Raw genomic sequence first — 17,507 nt, forward strand, 5'->3', positions numbered from 1 at the left:
CCTGACGAAACGCGACCGTGGCGGGCGCCGTCATGAGTGATCGGTGGGTGACTGCCGGGCCGGCTTGTCGTAGACGCCGATCGTCCACTCGCTGGGACGCCGGTCCACCACCTTGGCGAGGCGTTCCGGCGTCGTGACGATCGTGTCCATGTCGTAGGTGCCACTGCCGCCCTCGATCTTCTGGCCGAGCGGGGCGTCGGTAGGGAAGATCCAGATCTCCAGGTTCTGGGGCTTGCCGAGCCATCCCGGTCCGGCGGACTGCCAGTCGTACTGGGCGTCGAGACCCTCTCCACGACGATCCCCGCACCGGCCGAAGCCCGATTCGTTGCCCTGCCTGACCAGCACCCAGACGTCGGGATCGGCGCACCGGATGGAGTAGCCGGTGTTGGTGGTGGTCGGCTGGAAGGTCACCTTCACCCCCTCGCCGACCGCCGAGTGGCTCTCGGAGTGGATCAACTCCAGTGTGCCTCCGTTCGTGCCGACGGCCGTCCTGGGCAGATCGACGCCGCCCGTCACCCGCACCGTGGAGGCGGGGCCCAGCGCGGGCCCGCCGCCGTACGAACCGAAGAGCGCGACGACACCGATGGCCGCCGCGGCGGCCCCGGCCAGCGCCGCCCCGGCCGACCCGCTTCTGCGCCGGCGGGCCGCCCGTGCCCGCCGGGTGATCTCCTGCACGTGTGCGGGCCGGCCCGGCCCTGCGGCGCTGTACTTCTCGAACACCGCGCGCAGGTCACCTTCGGTGTACTGGGTCATCGCTTCGCCTCCACATTCAGTTCGCGCAGCGCCGGATCCACACGAAGTCGTGCCAGCGCCCGGCTGAGCTGCTTCTTCACCGTCCCGAGCGAGCATCCGAGCACGTCGCCGATCTGCTCGTGCGGCAGATCGGCGAAGTAGTGCAGGACGACGACCGCTCGCTGCCGAGCCGGGAGGGCGCCGGTCGCCGCCCACAGGGCGGCGCGGTCGGCCACCGCTCCGGCGATGTCCCGCTGCTCGGGTCCCTCCGGCATCGCCTCGGTGGGCACTTCACCCCGCCATCGGCGCCGCCACCAGGAGGCGTGCGTGTTGACGATGATCCGGTACACGTACGGATCCGGGTTGCTCTCGATCTTGTGCCAGACCCTCCACGCCTTGATCAGCGAGGTCTGCACCACATCTTCCGCCGCCGCCCAGTCCCGGGTGAGCAGGAACGCCGTACGGCACAGCCGCTCATGCCGCTGCTCGACATACCAGGCAAACTCATCCACCATCTCCCACTCCCTTACGACGCCTTCTCCGGAACTACCGTCCAGGAGGCGCCTTTGGGTGACAGGGAAATCGTGAGTCTCCCGAATCCGCCACGGTGAGGCTCGGGCGTCCCGCGACCGGGACGGACGTGATCAGCGCGCAGACGCCGCGAGCGTTTTGATCGTGAAGTCGATCGCTGTCGCGAGCCGCTGGGCGTCGTGCCCGGTACGTTCGCGTACGCGCAGCCCGAGCACCGTCGTGAACAGCAGCTCCACCGCGGCGTCGACGTCCAGTGCGGCGGGCAGGTCGCCCTCGCGGATGCCGCGCCGGAGCAGTGACGCCAGGGTTTTCCTGGTGACCTCGAACGCGGCCTCGGTCCTCTCCTGGACCTCGGGGTCGGTGGTGCCGAGTTCGGCGGCCGTGTTGACCACGAAGCAGCCGCGACCGGCCTCGTGACTGATCATCCAGATCAGCCACTCCCGCAGGATCTCAAGGCTGGGGCCAGGGGCGTTGAGCAGCTCTTCGGCCTGCGTGGACTCCGTCGCCCGATAGTGGTCCAGCGTCCGCAGGAACAGTGTGTGCTTGTCGATGAAGGTGCGATACAGGCTGCTCTGCTTGAGTCTGAGTTCGGCGCCCAGATCGCGCACGGACGTGGCGTTGTAGCCACGACGCCAGAACAGGTCGGTCGCCTTGGCGATCACCTCTTGCTCGTCGAACTCCCTGGGCCGTGCCATGGTGACCACTCTACCGAAGTTGTGGAGCGAGCGCTCCCGTATTAGGGTTCGGGGTCGTATGGGAGCGATCGCTCCCAAATGACAGAGGAGATCTCACGTGACGGCAACGGACTCCATGACGACCGGGCGGGACGCGACGGCGAGAAATCGTTGGATCGCGGTGTCCGCCGTGGCCTTTGGCACATTTCTCCTGGTGACTGCCGAGCAGCTCCCCATCGGACTGCTCACCCCCGTCGGATCGGCACTGTCGATCTCCGAGGGCGCGGCGGGCCTGATGGTCACGGCCCCCAGCATCGTCGCCGCCCTCGCGGCGCCCTTGGTCCCGGTGCTCGTCGGCAAAATAAACCGCAGGCTCCTGCTCGTCGCCCTGATGGGACTCATGACGCTCGCCAACCTGGCCTCCGCGCTGGCCCCGAACTATCCGCTCCTGATCACCGCCCGCGTGCTGGTCGGGGTGGCGATCGGCGGATTCTGGGCCATCGCCGGCGGTCTGGCCGTCCGGCTCGTCCCCGCCCCGCTCGTGCCCCGGGCCACGGCGATCATCTTCGGTGGCGTCGGGGCGGCCAACGTCTTCGGCGTCCCCCTCGGCACGCTGGTCGGCGGGCTGGCAAGCTGGCGGATCGCGTTCGGCGCGCTGAGCGTGCTCGCCCTGGTCGTGCTGGTCGCCCTGGTGGCCGTACTGCCGCCGCTGGCCGCCGACCAGCCCGTCGGCCTGCGCCGGCTGGCCGACCAGTTCCGCAACCAGGGCGTACGGATCGGAATCCTGGCCACCTTCCTGATCGTGACCGGCCACTTCGCGGCTTACACGTTCATCAGCCCGGTGCTGCAGGATCTGTCCGGCATCGACGGGCAACTCGTCGGGCCGCTGCTGTTCGGGTTCGGCCTGGCAGGCGTCGTGGGCAACTTCATCGCCGGCGCCACCGTGGCGAAGAGGCTCCACCGGACGGTCCTCATCATCGCCGCCGCCTTGGGCGTGACCGTGCTGCTCTACCCCATCGCCGGGGTCACCGTCGCCGGCGGGATGACGCTGCTCGTCGTCTGGGGCCTGGTGTACGGCGGGGTCTCCACGAGCCTCCAGACCTGGATGATCCGGTCAGCGCCGCAAGCGATCGAGGAAGCCTCCGCCCTGTGGGTGGCGGTGTTCAACCTCTCGATCGGTCTCGGCGCGCTGGCCGGCGGCACGATCGTCGACGCCCTGCCACTTGAGGGCATCCTGTGGCTCGCCGGCGTGCTCCTGCTGCTGGCCGGGCTCGCGGTATGGACCGCACGCCGAAACGCCAACCTTCGATGACACCCGTCTCACCAAGCCGGCGGTGATCACGGTGGTCGCGATGGGCGGGCCCGGCTCCTCCGTTACGCGTACGACGGCCATGATTTTCTCGCTCGCCGGCCGTGATCGAATGACTCCTCCGTACGGATCACCGCGCGCATGCTTCTCTGCACGACTTCCTGATCCACGGACCGACAGAAGATCACCATGCCCGGAGCACGTACGGCGGGGATCGCGCGCGGGGTGGCCGCGTGCCTGCTGTTCTTGTCGGCCGCCCTGCTGTCGGCGGGGCCGACAACGTCGACCTGGACCTGAACGGCCACACGATCACCGGCTCGGGCACCGGCAAGGGGCTGACGCTCTTCAGCCGGGTGGGCGCCACCGTCCGCAACGGCACGATCGGCGGCTTCACCCACAGCATCTACATCTCCTTCTGGTCGGGGCAGCCGCGTACCGACCTCACCGCCACCGACGCCCGGTCGCTACATATCCCCGTCGGGGGTCTCGCCCCACCCGGCCGGAGCGGCCGTCGACCTGACCCTGTGCGAGACCGACGGACCCGAACTGTGGCTGGGCACCGAGGTGAACGACACCGACACGGACGCCTGCCACACCGCCGGCACGGCGATCTCCGCGCAGGCACGGGAACACCGCCGTATCCTCGCCGAGGCGCTGACCACGGTCGGTCTGACCAACTACCCCAGCGAGTGGTGGCACTGGTCCTACGGCGACCGCTACTGGGCCAACACGACCGGCGCCTCGGCCGCACGGTACGGACCGGTGACCTCAGACCACCTCTGACGCGCCGCCGTCTCGTGATTGCCCGGGTACGTGCTCGGCCGAGGCTTTCGGGAGTGCGAGCATCACGAGTGCCGTGACCAGGTAGAGCACGGCGGAGACGATCAGGACGATGCCGAGCGCGTGCCCGTGGTCCGGCAGCGCCGGTGTTCCGGCGACGGTGGTGAAGAAGATCGTGCCGAGCACGGCGATGCCGACGGCGCCGCCGATCTGGTTGACGGTGGAGAGCACCCCACCGGCGGCGCCCGCGTCGCGTCCGGGCACGCCCGCGAGGACGACGTTCACGAGAATGGGCGCGGCCAGCCCGAGCCCGAGGCCGCCGATGAGGAGCGCCAGGGCGAGGAGCCAGTATCCGGGATCGTCGCCGTCCTTGACGATGAACCACAGGACGAGCTGGGAGGCCGCGACGGTGAGCGAGCCGGCGATCAGCAACGTTCTGCCCGCCCTGGCGGCGAGGGCGACGCCGAGGCCGGAGGTGATGATCGAGCCGAGCGCGTACGGGAGGATCACCAGGCCGGTCTCCCACGCGGTCCGGCCGGTGCCGTTCTGGAGGTAGATCGAGAGGGTGAGGAAGGACGCCCCGATGCCGCCGAAGAAGAGCAGCGAAGCGGTCAGGCCGACGGTGAAGGCGCGGATCCTCAGCAGGGCCGGGTCGAAGACGGGTTCGTCCCCGCGTCCGGTGAGCCGGCGCTCGTGGGCGAGGAAGATCGCGAACACGATGACCCCGGCTGCGAGGAGGGCGTAGGAGGTCCAGGTCCAACCCCATGTCCCGGTCTGGATGATCGGCAGCAGCAGGAGAAGGATGCCCGTGGCCGCGAGGAGCGCGCCTCGGAGGTCCAGCCGCGCGGTCGAGTCGGAACGGGACTCCGGCAGGACCTTCGCGCCGAGGACGAGTGCCGCGATCGAGACGGGCACGTTGATCCAGAAGATCGTGCGCCAGCCCAGATCGAACAGGTCGGCGTCGACGAGCAGCCCGCCCAGCAGCGGGCCGGCGACCGAGGCGAGGCCCTGGACCGCTCCGTACGCGCCGAACGCCTTGGCGCGCTCGCCCGGAGCGAACGATGCCCGGATGATCCCGAACACCTGCGGGACCATGATCCCGGCGGTCAGTCCCTGCCCGGCCCGCATGCCGATGAGCATCCCCGGATCGGCGGCCAGCGCGCACAGCGCCGAGGTGACCATGAACCCGGCCAGCCCGATCAGGAACAGCAGCTTGCGGCCGTACCGGTCGCCGAGCCGTCCGCCGGTGATCAGGCCCGCGCCCAGGGCGAGGGTGTACGCGGCGATCGTCCACTGGATCTGGGCGTCGCCGGCACCCAGATCCTGGGCCATCGCCGGGGCGGCGACGGTGACGATCGTGGCGTCCAGGAGGTCCATGAAGGAACCGAAGAGCACCACCGACAACGCCGCGGTCGCGCCGGCGCCGGCGATGAGTGCCTGCGATGCCTCAGTGGTACGGGTGCCCTCTCGAGGGCTTGGTGTGTCGGTCATGCCGGCCACCATCGACGGCATAGTTGCCACCGAGTGACCGCTATCGGTGAAAGGATCGGAGAATCATGGCTGTCACCTCCGCGCGGACGCTCAAACTGCTGTCGATCTTCGGGATCGGTGCGACCCTGACCGCCGGGGAACTCGCCACCCGCCTCGGAACGTCGGTGCGGACCGTACGTCGCGACATCGGCACGCTCCGGGACCTCGGGTACGAGATCGAGGCCGTCCGCGGGGTCGGGGGCGGGTATCGCCTCGGTCGCGCCACCCGCCTGCCGCCGGTCGTCTTCGACGAGGACCAGGCCGTCGCCACGGCCGTCGCACTCCAGACCGTGCCGACGGTCCTGTCCGGCATCCGGGAGAACGCGGCCCGTGCTCTCGCCACCCTGCACCAGGCGATGCCCGCGCGCAGCCGTGTGCACGCCGAGGCGTTCACCGTCTCCTCGGCCCGCAACTACTGGGAGTTCCCGGCGCCACCGATCGACGCCGAGATCGTCCGCGCCGTCGGCAGCGCGATCAACCGGCGGCACCTCGTCCGCGTGGACTACACCGGCGACGGTGAACCCGTCACGCTCACGCTGGAGCCGCACGACCTCGTGGTCTGGGCCGCACGCTGGTACCTGGTCGCCTTCGACCCGGACGCGGACCGATGGCGCGCGATGCGCGTGGACCGCGTCGAACCCCGCCTGCCCACGCACACCCCCTTCGTCCGGCGTGACATCCCGCACGGCGATCCCGTCGCCTTCGTCATGACCGCGCACGACCGCGGCGACGCCGCCGCCGAATGGCAATGCCGCGGCTCGGCCACCCTCGCCCTGCCGGCCTCCACCGTCGCCCAGTTCGCCCCCGGCGGATCGACGGTCGGGTACGACACCGAGACCACGTGCCGGCTCACACTCGGCGCATGGTCGTGGCCAGGGCTGGCCGGACTGCTCCTCACCTTCGACGCCGACATCACCGACGTCGAACCGGCCCAACTCAGGCAGGCCCTGCACTCCTTGCGCACCCGGATCACCCGGGCTCTCCGACCCGGCTGAACCCGCACCACCCACTGTGACGTTTCCGTACGGACGCCAGGGTCCGCAGCCGTCCGGGATCAGCGCCTCACCCATGGAGAGGTGCCGGCGCCCTCGTGATCAACCGCAGTGCGACCAGCCCGAATACCAGGAGGACGACGAGATTCTGCCACCCCAGTTGATGCACTGTCCCGGGGCGTCAATCTTGACCGGACCGGCGTAGTAGGCGTAGCTGCCTTCGTCCTCGACAGACTTCGCGTCGTTCTTTCTCGCGATCCAGACATCCATGGGGGTGGACTTCCCCAGGTTGGCGGTCTTCCAGGTGACCGCGCAGTTGGTACGGCCGTTGTACATCAGATAGATGACTCCACCGGTGATGTTGTGGTGATCGATCACGTGGTAACTACCGCCGCCGCACGCGGCGATCGGCGACGAGGCCGCGTTCGCCGGGCTGCTCACGACCACGGAACCGGCCAGCATCGCCGCGGTGACAAGGGGGAGCGCTACCTTCGTCCTGAACTTGCGCATGAGCCTCTTCCGCTTCTTTTCATGATCCTTCAGGGACGCGGGCGACTCTACGACGACCCTTGGAGCGAGCTGCGATGATCTTCCTCACCGGAGCCTGTACAGCACGTGAATTCTCGGTGTGCCGGAGGCTTCCGGCACGACCCGGCCCATGAGGACGACGCCCGTGCCGATCAGTCCCGGACCGGTCCTCGGGCGGGCGGGATGTTGTGGTTGAGACGGAAGAGGTTCGCCGGGTCGTGGACGGCTTTGAGGGCGGTCAGCCGCCGGTGGTCCGTGGGGTTGTAGGCGGAGCGGACCTGCGCGGCGGCGTTCTCGCCGTTCATGAAGTTGAGGAACCGGCCGCCGGTGCTCCACGGCCCGATCGCCTCGAACATGCGCGCGTGCGCCGGCCGGATCTGGGTGAGGCCGGCACGTTCCAGCCGGGAGATCACGTTGAGCAGGTATCGCGCGTCGCGGTTGCCGACGGCGTTGGCCACGGCGGGCGGGTGGGCGAGCCTGCCGCCGAGGTGGCGCAGTTCGACGATGTGCGGCACCGGCGCGTGGGGGCCCGCCAGGTCGAGGATGGTCCGTACGGCGGCGGCGTCGAGTTCGCCGAGCATGGCCGTGCCCGATTCGACCGCACCCGGCGCGACGGGGTCGTTGTAGATCGACCCGGCATCGGCGTAGGCCAGCTCACCGAGGGTGTCGAGCATCGGGCTGATGGCCCGTAACGGCGCCACCAGGCGTTCGCCGGCTCCGGGGTCACCGGCCGCGCAGGCGATGCGCACATGGACGGTGTGACGGCCGCGCATCGGCTCCGGGATCGCCGGAACGTCCGGCAGGGAGATGAGGGCGATCGAGGAGTTCATCGCCTCGGGCACGGTGGCGGCCCATTGCAGGTAGGTGCCGAACACCTCGGCGGCCTTCTCGACGGGAAAGATCAGCACCCCGCCGAACAGCGTGGCGACCGGCACCAGGTCGATCTCCATTCCGGTCACCACGCCGAAGTTGTCCCGGCCGCCGCGCAGCGCCCAGAACAGGTCCGGGTCGGAGTCCTGGGTGACGTGCCGCAGGCGGCCGTCCGCCGTGACGACGTCGAGGCCGCGTACGTGGTCGGCGGCGTAGCCGAAGCTCCGGGACAGCAGGGCCAGGCCACCGCCGAGGGTGTAGGAGACCGCGCCCACGCGCGGGGCCGAACCGGACAGGGGCGCCAGCCCGGCCGGCGCCGTCCTGTCGATCACCTGGTCCCAGCGTGTTCCTGCGGCCACCCACGCGGTGCGGGCATCGGCGTCCACCCGGACGGCGCTCATCCGCGCGGTGGTGATCAGCACGCCGCCCTCGGCGGCGACGGCCGCCGAGGCGTGCCCGGTGCCCTGCACCCCCACGGGGAGCCCGTGCTCCTGCGCGTAGGTCACCGCCGCCTGCACGTCGGCGGGTCCGGCGGCGCCCACCACCAGGTCGGGACGGTGCCGTCGGGCGGTCTGCCAACCGGCGCGTTCCTCGTCGTACCCCTTGTCGCGGGGCGCGAGCACCGGACCCGTCACGCGATCGGCCGGCCGGTTCATGATCCGTCCCTCTCGCCGCCGAGCCGCGCGGCCAGGAACCGTCCGGCCCGCTCCAGCGCCGCCGCCGCCTCGGCCGATCCGTCGTCGAGCTGGAACACGTGCGGTTGACGCGGAGCCACCTCCAACGTCACCGCGACCTCGTCGGCCCCGGCGCGTCCGGCCAGCCGTACGGCGTCGTCCAGCAGGAGTTCGCTCGAGCCGACCTGGATCAGCAGGGGCGGCAGCCCGGTGAGATCGGCGAAGAGCGGGCTCAGCTCGGGCGCCGATCTGTCACTGCCGGCGGCGTACTGGTCGAAGAGCCACCCGAGATCGGCCGGCGCGAAGAACGGGTCCACCCCGTCCTTGGACCGCATGCTCGCGCCGCTGAGGGTCAGGTCGACGGCCGGCGAGAACAGGACCGCCGCCGCAGGCATCGGCAGGCCCGCGTCCCGGGCGCGGATCAGGGTGACGACGACCAGAGCGGCACCGGCCGAGTCGCCCGCGACCACGAGCCGCCGCGGGTCGGCACCGGAGTCCAGCAACTCGCGGTAGGCGGCCAGGCAGTCGTCGGGCGCGGCCGGGAACGGGTGCTCGGGCGCCAGCCGGTAGTCGATCGAGACGGCCCGGCCGTCCAGGTGCCGCAGCAGCGCGGCGGTGACGTGGGCGGTGGCACGCGCCGACCCGACCACGAACCCGCCACCGTGGAGATACAGCAGTACGTCCTCGCCTGTCGTGCCGGGCACCGCCCTCCGCAGCTCCAATGCCGGCCGCCCGCCGAGTGTCGTCGCCGACGAGTCGACGTCCGCGGGCAAGGGCCGGGTGAACAACGCCGCGAACTGCTCGCGCCGTTGGGCAATGGTGAACATTTCGCCCCCAGAAATTAGTCAAGCGACCTAACAGTCAGGCGACCTTACCATCATGGAGGCTGGTATCGTCAAGCAGCCTGACGAAATTGCCCAGAAGGGGGAGCGCACGACGATGACGACGCGTTCGGGAGCGCGCGAGCGGCGACACGAGGCCAAGCTGCCGCTGTCCACCCTGCTCACGCGGGCCAGGGACATCGTGCTCGAAGGACTCCACCAGCAGCTGGTCGACGAGGGGTTCGAAGGGATCCGGCACGTCCACGGATCGGTCTTCCGGTTCATCGACGCCGAAGGGTCGCGGCTGACCACGCTCGCCGACCGTTCCGGACTCACCAAGCAGGCGATCAGCGAACTGGTCGACGATCTGGAGGATCACGGTTACCTGGAGCGGGTGGCCGACGAGGCCGACCGCCGCGCGAAGATCATCCGGCTCACCGATCAGGGCAGGACGGCCCAGGCCGCAGCCGAGAGGATCCTCGCGGACGTCGAACAGCGATGGTCGCGGCATCTCGGCTCGGACCGGGTCGCCATGCTGCGGCACACCCTGGAGCAGGTCGTGGCCCTCGAAGCGGTCATCGCTCCGAGCGCGCCGCCCCGGCGGTAGACGCACCAGGGCCGGGGCCTTCTATGCTCCGGGGCTCATCGTCTCTTACCGGCGAGCTTCGAGCGCGTCCAGGATCAGGTCCAGGCCGTAGCCGAACTCGCCGGTGTAGTCGTAGCCCGGCCGCAGGGCGTGGTCGCGGATCATCTCGGTGAGGTACGGCAACTCCTCGGCCGGCAGATGCCGGAGGATGCCCCCGGCCACCTCCTCGACGTCGTCCGGCGACGTCATCGGCAGGCTCGCCTCCTGCAGGACGAACCCGTAGACGTAGCTGTCGATGAGCGAGACGGCATGCGCGGCCATCGGCAGCGTGAACCCCGCCTTCCGGAGGACGCCCAGGACGGCGTCGTGGTGGCGCAGCGTCGCCGGTCCCGGATCGCGACGGGAGTCCATGAGGCCGAGAGCCCAGCTGTGCCGCGACAGGACCGCACGTGCGGAGCGGGCGCGCGTACGGATCGCGTCGCGCCAGTCGTCGCGTTCGGCGCCGGGTAGCTCGATCGCCGCGAACACCATGTCGACCACGCCGTCGAGGATCGCGTCCTTGTTCGGCACGTGGTGGTAGAGCGACATCGCCTCCACGCCCAGTTCCTGTGCCACCCGGCGCATCGTGATCGCCTCCACGCCTCCGCGATCCGCGACCCGGATCGCGGCTTCCAGGACGAGGCCTCTGCTGAGCGGTTGCGGGGGTGGTGACACGACGACTCCGGGGTGTGGACGGGTTGACAGCCTTACGAGCGTAAGCCAACCTTACAGCCGTAAGCGGCCTTACGAACGTAAGGCCATCCAGTTGGCCGGGGTTCGGCCGACACCTGACCCCTGACGCGCCCTGCCGGAGCGTAGAGAAGGAGATTTCGATGCCGATGCCGAGGTGGTGGGGGCACGTGAACAAGAAGGTGTTCAACCCCCGCGCGATATCCGGCGGGAAATGGCCGGTGCTGATTCATGTCGGTCGCATTTCTGGTGCTACATATCGCACGCCGCTCGACGCGCATCCCGTCAACGGCGGTTACGTGTTCGTCCTGGTGTACGGGTCGCGCTCCGATTGGGTGCAGAACGTCCTGGCGGCCAGAGGCGCGCGGCTGCGGGTCGACGGGCGGGAGGTGCGACTGACCGCCCCACGCCTTGTCGGGACGGACGAGGCGTTCCAGGCCCTTTCCGATGAGGTGGCACGCCCACCGAAGTTGCTCCGCATCACCGAATTCCTCCGCATGGACCTGCTCGCAGGCTGACCGTTGCCGCCGCCCGGCAAGGCGTACTCCGTCACCACGACAATCAGAGGACGAACATCGTGCATACAGACAGGCGGGCAACCGCGATCGCGGGAACACTGGTCATCGTGGGCATGGTCGCCGGTGTGCTGAGCGTCGTTCCCGTTCTCGAGGGGCCGCGCTATCTCGCTCTCATTTCCACCCGAGAAAGCCAGGTCGTGCTCGGCGCAGTCGCTCAGTCCATCATGATCCCCGTCTACGTCGGGTTCGCGTTGTACCTTTATCCGGCCTTGAGGGCCGAAAGCGAAGCGCTCAGTCTGGGTTTCCTCGGATTCAGGCTGATCGCAGCCGCGTTCCACTTCATAGGCGTGATCATCCTGCCCTTGTTCCTTGTGCTGGGCGACGGATTCACCCGAGCCGGCGCTTCGGGCGCGTCCCACCTCGAGGTCCTGGGCGAGTTGTTGCGGACGGCGCGCGACCTGGTCAATCACGTCGCATTGATCATCTCGCTCGGCATCGGAGATCTTCTGTTGTTCCGCATTCTGTGGCGGTCGAGATCCGTCCCTCGATGGTTGTCCGGGTGGGGATTTCTGGGAATCGGGGCAGCCATATCGGCGAGCTTCTTGGTATTGCTTGGCGTAACTGACGTGGTCACGCCGCTCTACCTGGCCATGAACGCGCCACTGGCCCTGCAGACCCTGGTCCTCGCCGTGTGGTTGATCGCCAGAGGCTTCGCCGCGAACACGTCGGTCACGTCCCATCGGCACGGCTGACGCGCAGGCCGTCCTGCTCTGTCGCGACGCCACGCCGCATGCGTCGAGGGCCTGCGTCGCGGTCCGGCCGGGCGCTCGTACACTAATGGTACTTCAAGGAGTTGACGCATTAGGCACGACCTCACTATAACTAACGCATCATTCCCTTGGAAAGGCATTAGCGATGTCGTCCCCCCTGGTGGCCCGTACCGCCCATCGCACCCTCGACGTCGATGGCGTCCGGGTCTTCTACCGCGAATCACTGCCCGAGCGGGCCGACGCGCCGGTGCTGCTGCTCCTGCACGGCTTCCCCTCGGCCTCGCACCAGTTCCGCCGGCTCATCGACGTGCTGGGCACCCGCTACCGGCTGATCGCACCCGACTACCCCGGTTTCGGCCACACCGAGGCCCCGGCCGACTTCACCTACTCCTTCGATCGGCTCGCCGACATCACCGAGGGCTTCATCCAGCGGCTCGGCCTGACCCGCTTCGTGACGTACGTCTTCGACTTCGGCGCTCCCATCGGCTTCCGGCTCGCCGAACGGCACCCCGAGTGGATCGCCGGCCTGGTGGTCCAGAACGGCAACGCCTACACCGAGGGCCTCTCGGACGGAGCCCGTGACTTCATCGCCCTGCGCCCCGGCACCCCCGGCGCCGAGGACACCATCCGCGACCTGCTCACCCTGCCCGGCACACGCGGCCAGTACGAGACCGGCGTCACCGACCCCGAGCTGATCGCCCCCGACGGCTGGACCCTCGACCAGCACTTCCTCGACCTTCCGGGCCGCAAGGAGGCCCAAGTGGCCCTGGCGTTCGACTACCACTCCAACGTCGAGCGCTACGGCGAGTGGCAGGCATGGCTGCGCAAGCACACCCCGCCCACCCTCATCACCTGGGGCGTCAACGACCCGTTCTTCCCCCGGCCAGGCGCTCAGGCCTACCTGCGCGACCTGCCCGACGCCGAACTCCACCTGTTGGACACCGGCCACTTCGCTCTCGAGGAGCACCTGTCCCAGATCGCCCCGCTCATCGCCGACTTTCTGGACCGTGTGTGGAGCTGACAGCGCGGCGTCCCGCCGTGGGGCTGGCGGTGTTGTTCACGGTGGCGTTGACCACCATCACCACCGAGACGCTTCCGATGGGCCTGCTGCCGCAGATGAGCGACGGCCTCGGGGCCTCGCAGGACCGGATCGGCTGGCTGGTGGGCGGCTACTCGCTGGTCATCATCGTGATCACCATGCCCCTCGCGACGATGACCGCGCGACTGGACCGCCGCCGGCTGCTGGTGCTGATCATGGGCCTGTTCGCCGTGGGCAACGCGCTGCTGGCCATCGCCCCGAACTATCCCACCGCCCTCCTGGCCCGCCTGGTGACGGCCTCCGGGCACGGGGTGCTGTGGTCGGCCATGGCCGGGTACGCCGCCTCTCTGGTCACCCGTGACAAGGCGGGCCGGGCGGTGGCCGTGGTGTTCGCCGGCAACTCCGCCGCGCTGACCGCGGGCGTCCCGCTGGGCACCCTCCTGGGGCAGGCGGCCGGATGGCGCACCGGCTTCGCGGTCCTGAGCGGCCTGTCGGCCCTGCTCCTGGTCGCCGCGAGGATCCTGCTACCCGAACAGTCCGCGTCCCCCGCCCCCAGCGGGCTGCGGGGAGCGCTGCGCCTGCCTTCGGTACGGATCGTCACGGCGGCCACGGCCCTGGTCATGCTGGGGCAGTTCACCCTCCACACCTACCTGGTGCCTTACCTCGGCGATGCCGATCAGAGCGGCGGGGCCACCACGGTCGCGCTGTTCGTCTTCGGCGCCGCCGGAATCCTGGGAGTCTGGGCCGCCGGCCTGCTGGCCGACCGCGGAACCGGCCGCTACCTGCTGGTCACGCTCGGCCTGCACGCGGCCGCCATCGCGGTGCTGCCGGCCACCGGCGGCGCGGTCACCGTCGCCGTGATCGCGGTGTGGGGCCTGGCGTACGCGGCACTGCCCACCCTGCTGCAGACGTTCGCGCTGAAGACCGCACCGCACGCCGTCGCAGCCGCCTCCACACTGTTCATCATCGCCTTCAACCTCGGCATCACCGCCGGCTCGACACTCGGCGGCCAGACACTGAGACTCCTGGGCCCCGGGCCGCTGCCGGTCGCCGCCGCGCTCCCGGTCCTGGCCGCCGCGGCCACCATCGCCGTAGGACTCCACCGGGCACGCAAACCCCCTCGCCCGGCTCACGCCCGTCAAACGGGCGCCGCGACAGGAGACCCGGCTGCCGCTCGCCAACGCGCCTGAGGCCAATAGGCTGGCCATGATCGCCTACGGCAGTGAGGGAGCCGCTCATGACCGCCGACCCGACGATGGCCAGGATCGGCCAGGGAGTGGAGTTGCATCACCACCAGGGTCAGCGTGAAGCCGCCCGCGAGTTGTTCGCGCAGATCTGGGACGACATCGGCGGCGAGCAAGGCGATCCGCTGCATGTCTGCGTCCTCGCCCACTCGATGGCTGACGTGCAGGACGATGTGGCTCAGGAGCTGATGTGGGATCTGCGCGCGCTCGCCGCCGTCGGCCTGATCACCGATGAGCGGGTGGCCCAGGCCGGGGTGCCGCTCTCGGTGGCCGGCCTGTATCCGTCCCTGCACCTGAACCTGTGCGACTGCTATCGCAGGCTGGGCGATCTCGACCGCGCCCGTGAGCACCTCCAGCAGGCGCGGGCCGGCATCGGAGCGCTGGGCGACGACGAGTACGGGCAGCTCGTCAAAGGCGGACTGGAGCAGTTGGCCGAACAGTTGGACGAGCGTCGGGGCCGCCCGCCATCGCCGCACCGTACGAACTGACGGCGCGTACGCGTTCCGTCGGCCGGGAGGGGGCTTCTTCCTCACGGGGTGGTGGAAAGGACTCCGTGAGGGACGATCCTTAGTCCGCTGCGGGGGCGACGCTCTCGTCGCGTACCCGAGCTGGGCATACTGCACAGGGCGAGCGCAGGTCGCCACGACACCTCCCGCCGGCCTGATGCTCCGGTGCCTTCGGGGGCCCAGAGCATCAGCCTCACGACATCCCACCTCTATGGAAGGCCCTGATGACCGCTGACCAGCCCATCTGCTGCCCCAGTTGCAGGGGAGTCCTCGTCGCCCGGCAGCGCAGCGACTACACATCCGCCCGCGGACGCCTCGTTGTCGCCAACGGCTACTGCCGGGGCCGCTGCCCGGCTCCCGTACAGGCATCTGCGCCCGAGGTTCTTGGCCGGGACTTCGCGGCGGGCGAGCCTGCCGCTCGGCGGACGGAGGGCGTACCGGCCTGACCCCTGCCAAAAGTAAGGGTCCGGGCTTGTCTTTCGGGCATGTGGGGCGTGGTGGCCTCGTTTCTACAGTTCTGTGCATGATCAGAACTCGCCGCAACCCCGCACCCCTCCTCCTCGCCCTGACGCTGGCCCTCCCGGCGGCGGCCGCGGCGGCCGGGGCGATGTCGTCGCCCGCCGCCGCCTCCACCGTGGACACCTCCGACGTACGCGTCGCGATCCCGCGCCCCACCGGCCAGTACGAAGTCGGCCGCGACACCCTGCATCTCGTCGACGCCGGCCGCCGCGACCCGTGGATGCCCGCAGCCGCACGCGAGCTGATGGTGTCGGTGTACTACCCGGCCCGCACCGGCGGGAGCGCCGCGCCGTACATGAGCGTTGACGAGGCTCGGCTCCTCCTCAAGGGGCAGAGACTCGACACCGTCTTCAAGGCCGAGCAACTCGCCGGCGTCAGCACGAACGCGCACCTGAACGCACGTCCCGTCGGCGGCCGGCACCCCTTGGTGGTGCTCTCCCCGGGGTTCACCCTCAACCGGGCCACCCTGACCACGCTCGCCGAAGACCTCGCCTCCAAGGGCTACGTCGTCGCCCTCGTGGATCACGCCTACGAGTCGTTCGGCACGACCTTCCCCGGCGGCCGTACCCTGACCTGCGTCGCGTGCGAGACGGTGGAGAGCGCCCCCACCGACGAGGCGGAGAAGGAACTGATGGCCAAGGCCGCGGTCAACCGGGCAGCCGATCTGTCCTTCGTGATCGACCGGCTGACCCGCCCCGTACGGTCCGCCCCCGCCTGGAGGCACTGGCAGATGATCGACCCGCGCCGGATCGGCGCCGCGGGCCACTCGCTCGGCGGCAACGCCGCGGCGAGCGTCATGGCCGCCGACCAGCGGGTACGCGCCGGCGTGAACCTGGACGGCTCGTTCTTCGCCCCGGTCGCGGTCTCCGGCCTCGGCAGGCGGCCGTTCCTCATGCTCGGCACCAAGGTCCAGCACTCACCCGGCGCCGCCGACACCACCTGGACGCGGGACTGGCCGCGCCTGGACGGCTGGAAGCGCTGGCTGACCGTGGCCGACTCCGGCCACTTCACCTTCATCGACCTGCCCATCCTGGGCGCGCAGGTCGGGATCGTCGACCCCTCCGCGCCCCTGTCGGGCAAGCGGTCGGGCGAGATCACCACGGGGTACGTCGGCGCCTTCTTCGACCAGCACCTCCGCGGCGAGAACCAGCCCCTGCTGAACGGCCCGTCCCCCGCCAACCCGGAAGTGGCCTTCCACAACCCCTGAGGCGAGGCCGCCGGGGAGGGACTGCCGTGACGTGACAGAGATCATCCCCTGCGATCATCCTCTGATGAAACGCATGAGCGTCGTGCTGGTGGTGGCCGGCCTGCTGGGTGTCACGATTCCCGGTGGCCCGGTTCACGCGGCTTCCGCTACGGACTCCCTCGACTCCGTCGTCGAGGCGATCGAGCGGCAGTTCGCGAAGAAGAGCAGCGTGCGGTTCTCCGTCAAGCGGCGCGGCGGGCCTCCGGCCACCTGGGACATCAAGGCGTCCGGTGCGTACCGCTTCAAGGCCTCGGGTGTGTACGCCGCCGACACCACGACGATCTCCCAGGAGGCAGGGGGGACGGGCCGGTCCCGGGAGATCAGCATCGGCCGGGCGTTCTACTCCCAGGCCTACGTACGTGCCAAGGACGGCAGATACACGTGGAAGTCGCCGTCAGCGCTGGGGAAGTGGTCCTACGGGCAGAACTTCCCCGGTGTCATCTGGGGAGAGGACCTGATCAACGGGATCAACCCGGGCTTCCTCAGGCTGGGCGCCTTCAACACCGCGTACAGCGCCGACGGTGGAACCTTCGAGGGAGTCCGGACCACGGTCTTCAACGGCGTCGTGACGGTTCCGGAGCTGGGGGAGCGGCAGGCCGGCATGTTCTTCGGGACCGAGCAGGAGGACGGCTCGTGGCGCGGGTCGATCACCTGGAAGCTGTGGGTGGGCCCGGACAACCTGCCGCGACGCTTCCACGCCGTCCTGAGGTTCACCCCGACGTACGGCGGTGGTGGGGTCGAGACCATGACGATGAACACCATCTACCGAGGATGGGGAAGCCCGGTCAAGATCACGGCCCCGCCCAAACACCTCATCACCGACGACTGGTGATCGAACGGGGGAGAACCGCGTGCCGGGGTAGGTCCACGGCACCGGCGATGACAGGTGTGACAAATCGGTGGCGGCGG

General features: G+C 69.7%; 19 protein-coding genes. 11 read left to right on the forward strand and 8 right to left on the reverse strand.

All coding sequences use genetic code 11. From position 1 onward, the window contains the following. Positions 1-30 precede the first annotated feature (30 nt). The 3 genes from IEZ27_RS15365 to IEZ27_RS15375 all read right to left on the reverse strand — a co-directional run bounded on the left by IEZ27_RS15365 (position 31) and on the right by IEZ27_RS15375 (position 1,958). Positions 31-753 (reverse strand): hypothetical protein, encoded by a 723-nt coding sequence (locus IEZ27_RS15365; protein WP_189647801.1) that lies wholly within the window; start codon positions 751-753, stop codon positions 31-33. After that, positions 750-1,247, reverse strand: a complete 498-nt coding sequence (locus tag IEZ27_RS15370) for a SigE family RNA polymerase sigma factor (protein WP_189647802.1) — start codon at positions 1,245-1,247, stop codon at positions 750-752. Before IEZ27_RS15370 ends, IEZ27_RS15365 begins: the two co-directional genes overlap by 4 nt. A 129-nt stretch (positions 1,248-1,376) precedes the next feature. Then, complete coding sequence (locus IEZ27_RS15375; RefSeq protein ID WP_189647803.1) at positions 1,377-1,958, reverse strand: TetR/AcrR family transcriptional regulator; 582 nt, start codon at positions 1,956-1,958, stop codon at positions 1,377-1,379. Positions 1,959-2,073: 115 nt separating this feature from the next. Here IEZ27_RS15375 and IEZ27_RS15380 point away from each other — a divergent pair, with 115 nt between their 5' ends. Further along, on the forward strand, positions 2,074-3,249 hold the full coding sequence (locus IEZ27_RS15380; RefSeq protein ID WP_189647896.1) for an MFS transporter: 1,176 nt from the start codon (positions 2,074-2,076) through the stop codon (positions 3,247-3,249). Positions 3,250-3,714: 465 nt separating this feature from the next. Next, positions 3,715-4,029: a M15 family metallopeptidase gene (locus IEZ27_RS15385; protein WP_189647897.1), complete on the forward strand. Its 315-nt coding sequence runs from the start codon at positions 3,715-3,717 to the stop codon at positions 4,027-4,029. On the opposite strand, the gene IEZ27_RS15390 is transcribed toward IEZ27_RS15385, so the two are convergent. Further along, positions 4,015-5,517: an MFS transporter gene (locus IEZ27_RS15390; RefSeq protein ID WP_189647804.1), complete on the reverse strand. Its 1,503-nt coding sequence runs from the start codon at positions 5,515-5,517 to the stop codon at positions 4,015-4,017. The two genes, IEZ27_RS15385 and IEZ27_RS15390, sit on opposite strands and share 15 nt — an antisense overlap. 65 nt (positions 5,518-5,582) lie before the next feature. Between IEZ27_RS15390 and IEZ27_RS15395 the strand changes: the two genes are divergently transcribed. Then, complete coding sequence (locus tag IEZ27_RS15395) at positions 5,583-6,551, forward strand: helix-turn-helix transcriptional regulator (protein WP_189647805.1); 969 nt, start codon at positions 5,583-5,585, stop codon at positions 6,549-6,551. Between the two features lie 99 nt (positions 6,552-6,650). Here the strand turns inward: IEZ27_RS15395 and IEZ27_RS15400 are convergent, their stop codons facing one another. The 3 genes from IEZ27_RS15400 to IEZ27_RS15410 form a co-directional block, all read right to left on the reverse strand. Beyond that, entirely contained in the window at positions 6,651-7,058 is a 408-nt protein-coding gene (locus tag IEZ27_RS15400) for a hypothetical protein (RefSeq protein ID WP_189647806.1), read from the reverse strand. Between the two features lie 170 nt (positions 7,059-7,228). After that, positions 7,229-8,602, reverse strand: a complete 1,374-nt coding sequence (locus tag IEZ27_RS15405) for an FAD-binding oxidoreductase (protein ID WP_189647807.1) — start codon at positions 8,600-8,602, stop codon at positions 7,229-7,231. Continuing rightward, the gene (locus IEZ27_RS15410; protein ID WP_189647808.1) at positions 8,599-9,447 is read right to left on the reverse strand and encodes an alpha/beta hydrolase; all 849 of its coding nucleotides are present in this window, start codon (positions 9,445-9,447) and stop codon (positions 8,599-8,601) included. Before IEZ27_RS15410 ends, IEZ27_RS15405 begins: the two co-directional genes overlap by 4 nt. Positions 9,448-9,559: 112 nt before the next feature. Between IEZ27_RS15410 and IEZ27_RS15415 the strand changes: the two genes are divergently transcribed. After that, positions 9,560-10,048 (forward strand): MarR family winged helix-turn-helix transcriptional regulator, encoded by a 489-nt coding sequence (locus IEZ27_RS15415; RefSeq protein WP_189647809.1) that lies wholly within the window; start codon positions 9,560-9,562, stop codon positions 10,046-10,048. A gap of 45 nt (positions 10,049-10,093) precedes the next feature. On the opposite strand, the gene IEZ27_RS15420 is transcribed toward IEZ27_RS15415, so the two are convergent. After that, positions 10,094-10,741: a TetR/AcrR family transcriptional regulator gene (locus IEZ27_RS15420; protein ID WP_189647810.1), complete on the reverse strand. Its 648-nt coding sequence runs from the start codon at positions 10,739-10,741 to the stop codon at positions 10,094-10,096. Between the two features lie 185 nt (positions 10,742-10,926). Between IEZ27_RS15420 and IEZ27_RS15425 the strand changes: the two genes are divergently transcribed. The 7 genes from IEZ27_RS15425 (at position 10,927) to IEZ27_RS15455 (ending at position 17,430) form a co-directional block, all read left to right on the forward strand. Then, a complete protein-coding gene (locus tag IEZ27_RS15425) occupies positions 10,927-11,274 on the forward strand; it encodes a nitroreductase family deazaflavin-dependent oxidoreductase (RefSeq protein ID WP_229824006.1) in 348 nt (115 codons plus the stop codon). Between the two features lie 59 nt (positions 11,275-11,333). After that, positions 11,334-12,026 (forward strand): DUF4386 domain-containing protein, encoded by a 693-nt coding sequence (locus IEZ27_RS15430; protein WP_194521951.1) that lies wholly within the window; start codon positions 11,334-11,336, stop codon positions 12,024-12,026. Positions 12,027-12,189: 163 nt separating this feature from the next. Then, the gene (locus IEZ27_RS15435; protein WP_189647813.1) at positions 12,190-13,065 is read left to right on the forward strand and encodes an alpha/beta fold hydrolase; all 876 of its coding nucleotides are present in this window, start codon (positions 12,190-12,192) and stop codon (positions 13,063-13,065) included. Further along, positions 13,056-14,273 carry an MFS transporter gene (locus tag IEZ27_RS15440; RefSeq protein ID WP_189647814.1) on the forward strand — a complete coding sequence of 406 codons (1,218 nt, stop codon included), beginning with the start codon at positions 13,056-13,058 and terminating at the stop codon, positions 14,271-14,273. Before IEZ27_RS15435 ends, IEZ27_RS15440 begins: the two co-directional genes overlap by 10 nt. Before the next feature lie 47 nt (positions 14,274-14,320). Next, positions 14,321-14,815, forward strand: coding sequence for a hypothetical protein (locus IEZ27_RS15445; RefSeq protein ID WP_189647815.1), 495 nt, complete (start codon positions 14,321-14,323; stop codon positions 14,813-14,815). Between the two features lie 541 nt (positions 14,816-15,356). Further along, a complete protein-coding gene (locus tag IEZ27_RS15450; RefSeq protein WP_189647816.1) occupies positions 15,357-16,559 on the forward strand; it encodes an alpha/beta hydrolase family protein in 1,203 nt (400 codons plus the stop codon). A gap of 64 nt (positions 16,560-16,623) precedes the next feature. Then, positions 16,624-17,430, forward strand: a complete 807-nt coding sequence (locus tag IEZ27_RS15455) for a hypothetical protein (protein ID WP_189647817.1) — start codon at positions 16,624-16,626, stop codon at positions 17,428-17,430. Positions 17,431-17,507 lie beyond the last annotated feature (77 nt).

Origin of the sequence: Nonomuraea spiralis (assembly GCF_014648435.1) — a bacterium.
In the GTDB taxonomy this organism is placed as follows: Bacteria; Actinomycetota; Actinomycetes; order Streptosporangiales; family Streptosporangiaceae; genus Nonomuraea; species Nonomuraea spiralis.

Coding starts and splice junctions, on each gene's coding strand:
- IEZ27_RS15410 (WP_189647808.1), bottom strand. CDS start 9,447: ATGTTCACCATTGCCCAACGGCGCGAGCAGTTCGCGGCGTTGTTCACC.
- IEZ27_RS15400 (WP_189647806.1), bottom strand. CDS start 7,058: ATGCGCAAGTTCAGGACGAAGGTAGCGCTCCCCCTTGTCACCGCGGCG.
- IEZ27_RS15395 (WP_189647805.1), top strand. CDS start 5,583: ATGGCTGTCACCTCCGCGCGGACGCTCAAACTGCTGTCGATCTTCGGG.
- IEZ27_RS15445 (WP_189647815.1), top strand. CDS start 14,321: ATGACCGCCGACCCGACGATGGCCAGGATCGGCCAGGGAGTGGAGTTG.
- IEZ27_RS15405 (WP_189647807.1), bottom strand. CDS start 8,602: ATGAACCGGCCGGCCGATCGCGTGACGGGTCCGGTGCTCGCGCCCCGC.
- IEZ27_RS15370 (WP_189647802.1), bottom strand. CDS start 1,247: ATGGTGGATGAGTTTGCCTGGTATGTCGAGCAGCGGCATGAGCGGCTG.
- IEZ27_RS15415 (WP_189647809.1), top strand. CDS start 9,560: ATGACGACGCGTTCGGGAGCGCGCGAGCGGCGACACGAGGCCAAGCTG.
- IEZ27_RS15435 (WP_189647813.1), top strand. CDS start 12,190: ATGTCGTCCCCCCTGGTGGCCCGTACCGCCCATCGCACCCTCGACGTC.
- IEZ27_RS15455 (WP_189647817.1), top strand. CDS start 16,624: ATGAAACGCATGAGCGTCGTGCTGGTGGTGGCCGGCCTGCTGGGTGTC.
- IEZ27_RS15365 (WP_189647801.1), bottom strand. CDS start 753: ATGACCCAGTACACCGAAGGTGACCTGCGCGCGGTGTTCGAGAAGTAC.
- IEZ27_RS15380 (WP_189647896.1), top strand. CDS start 2,074: ATGACGACCGGGCGGGACGCGACGGCGAGAAATCGTTGGATCGCGGTG.
- IEZ27_RS15450 (WP_189647816.1), top strand. CDS start 15,357: ATGATCAGAACTCGCCGCAACCCCGCACCCCTCCTCCTCGCCCTGACG.
- IEZ27_RS15390 (WP_189647804.1), bottom strand. CDS start 5,517: ATGACCGACACACCAAGCCCTCGAGAGGGCACCCGTACCACTGAGGCA.
- IEZ27_RS15375 (WP_189647803.1), bottom strand. CDS start 1,958: ATGGCACGGCCCAGGGAGTTCGACGAGCAAGAGGTGATCGCCAAGGCG.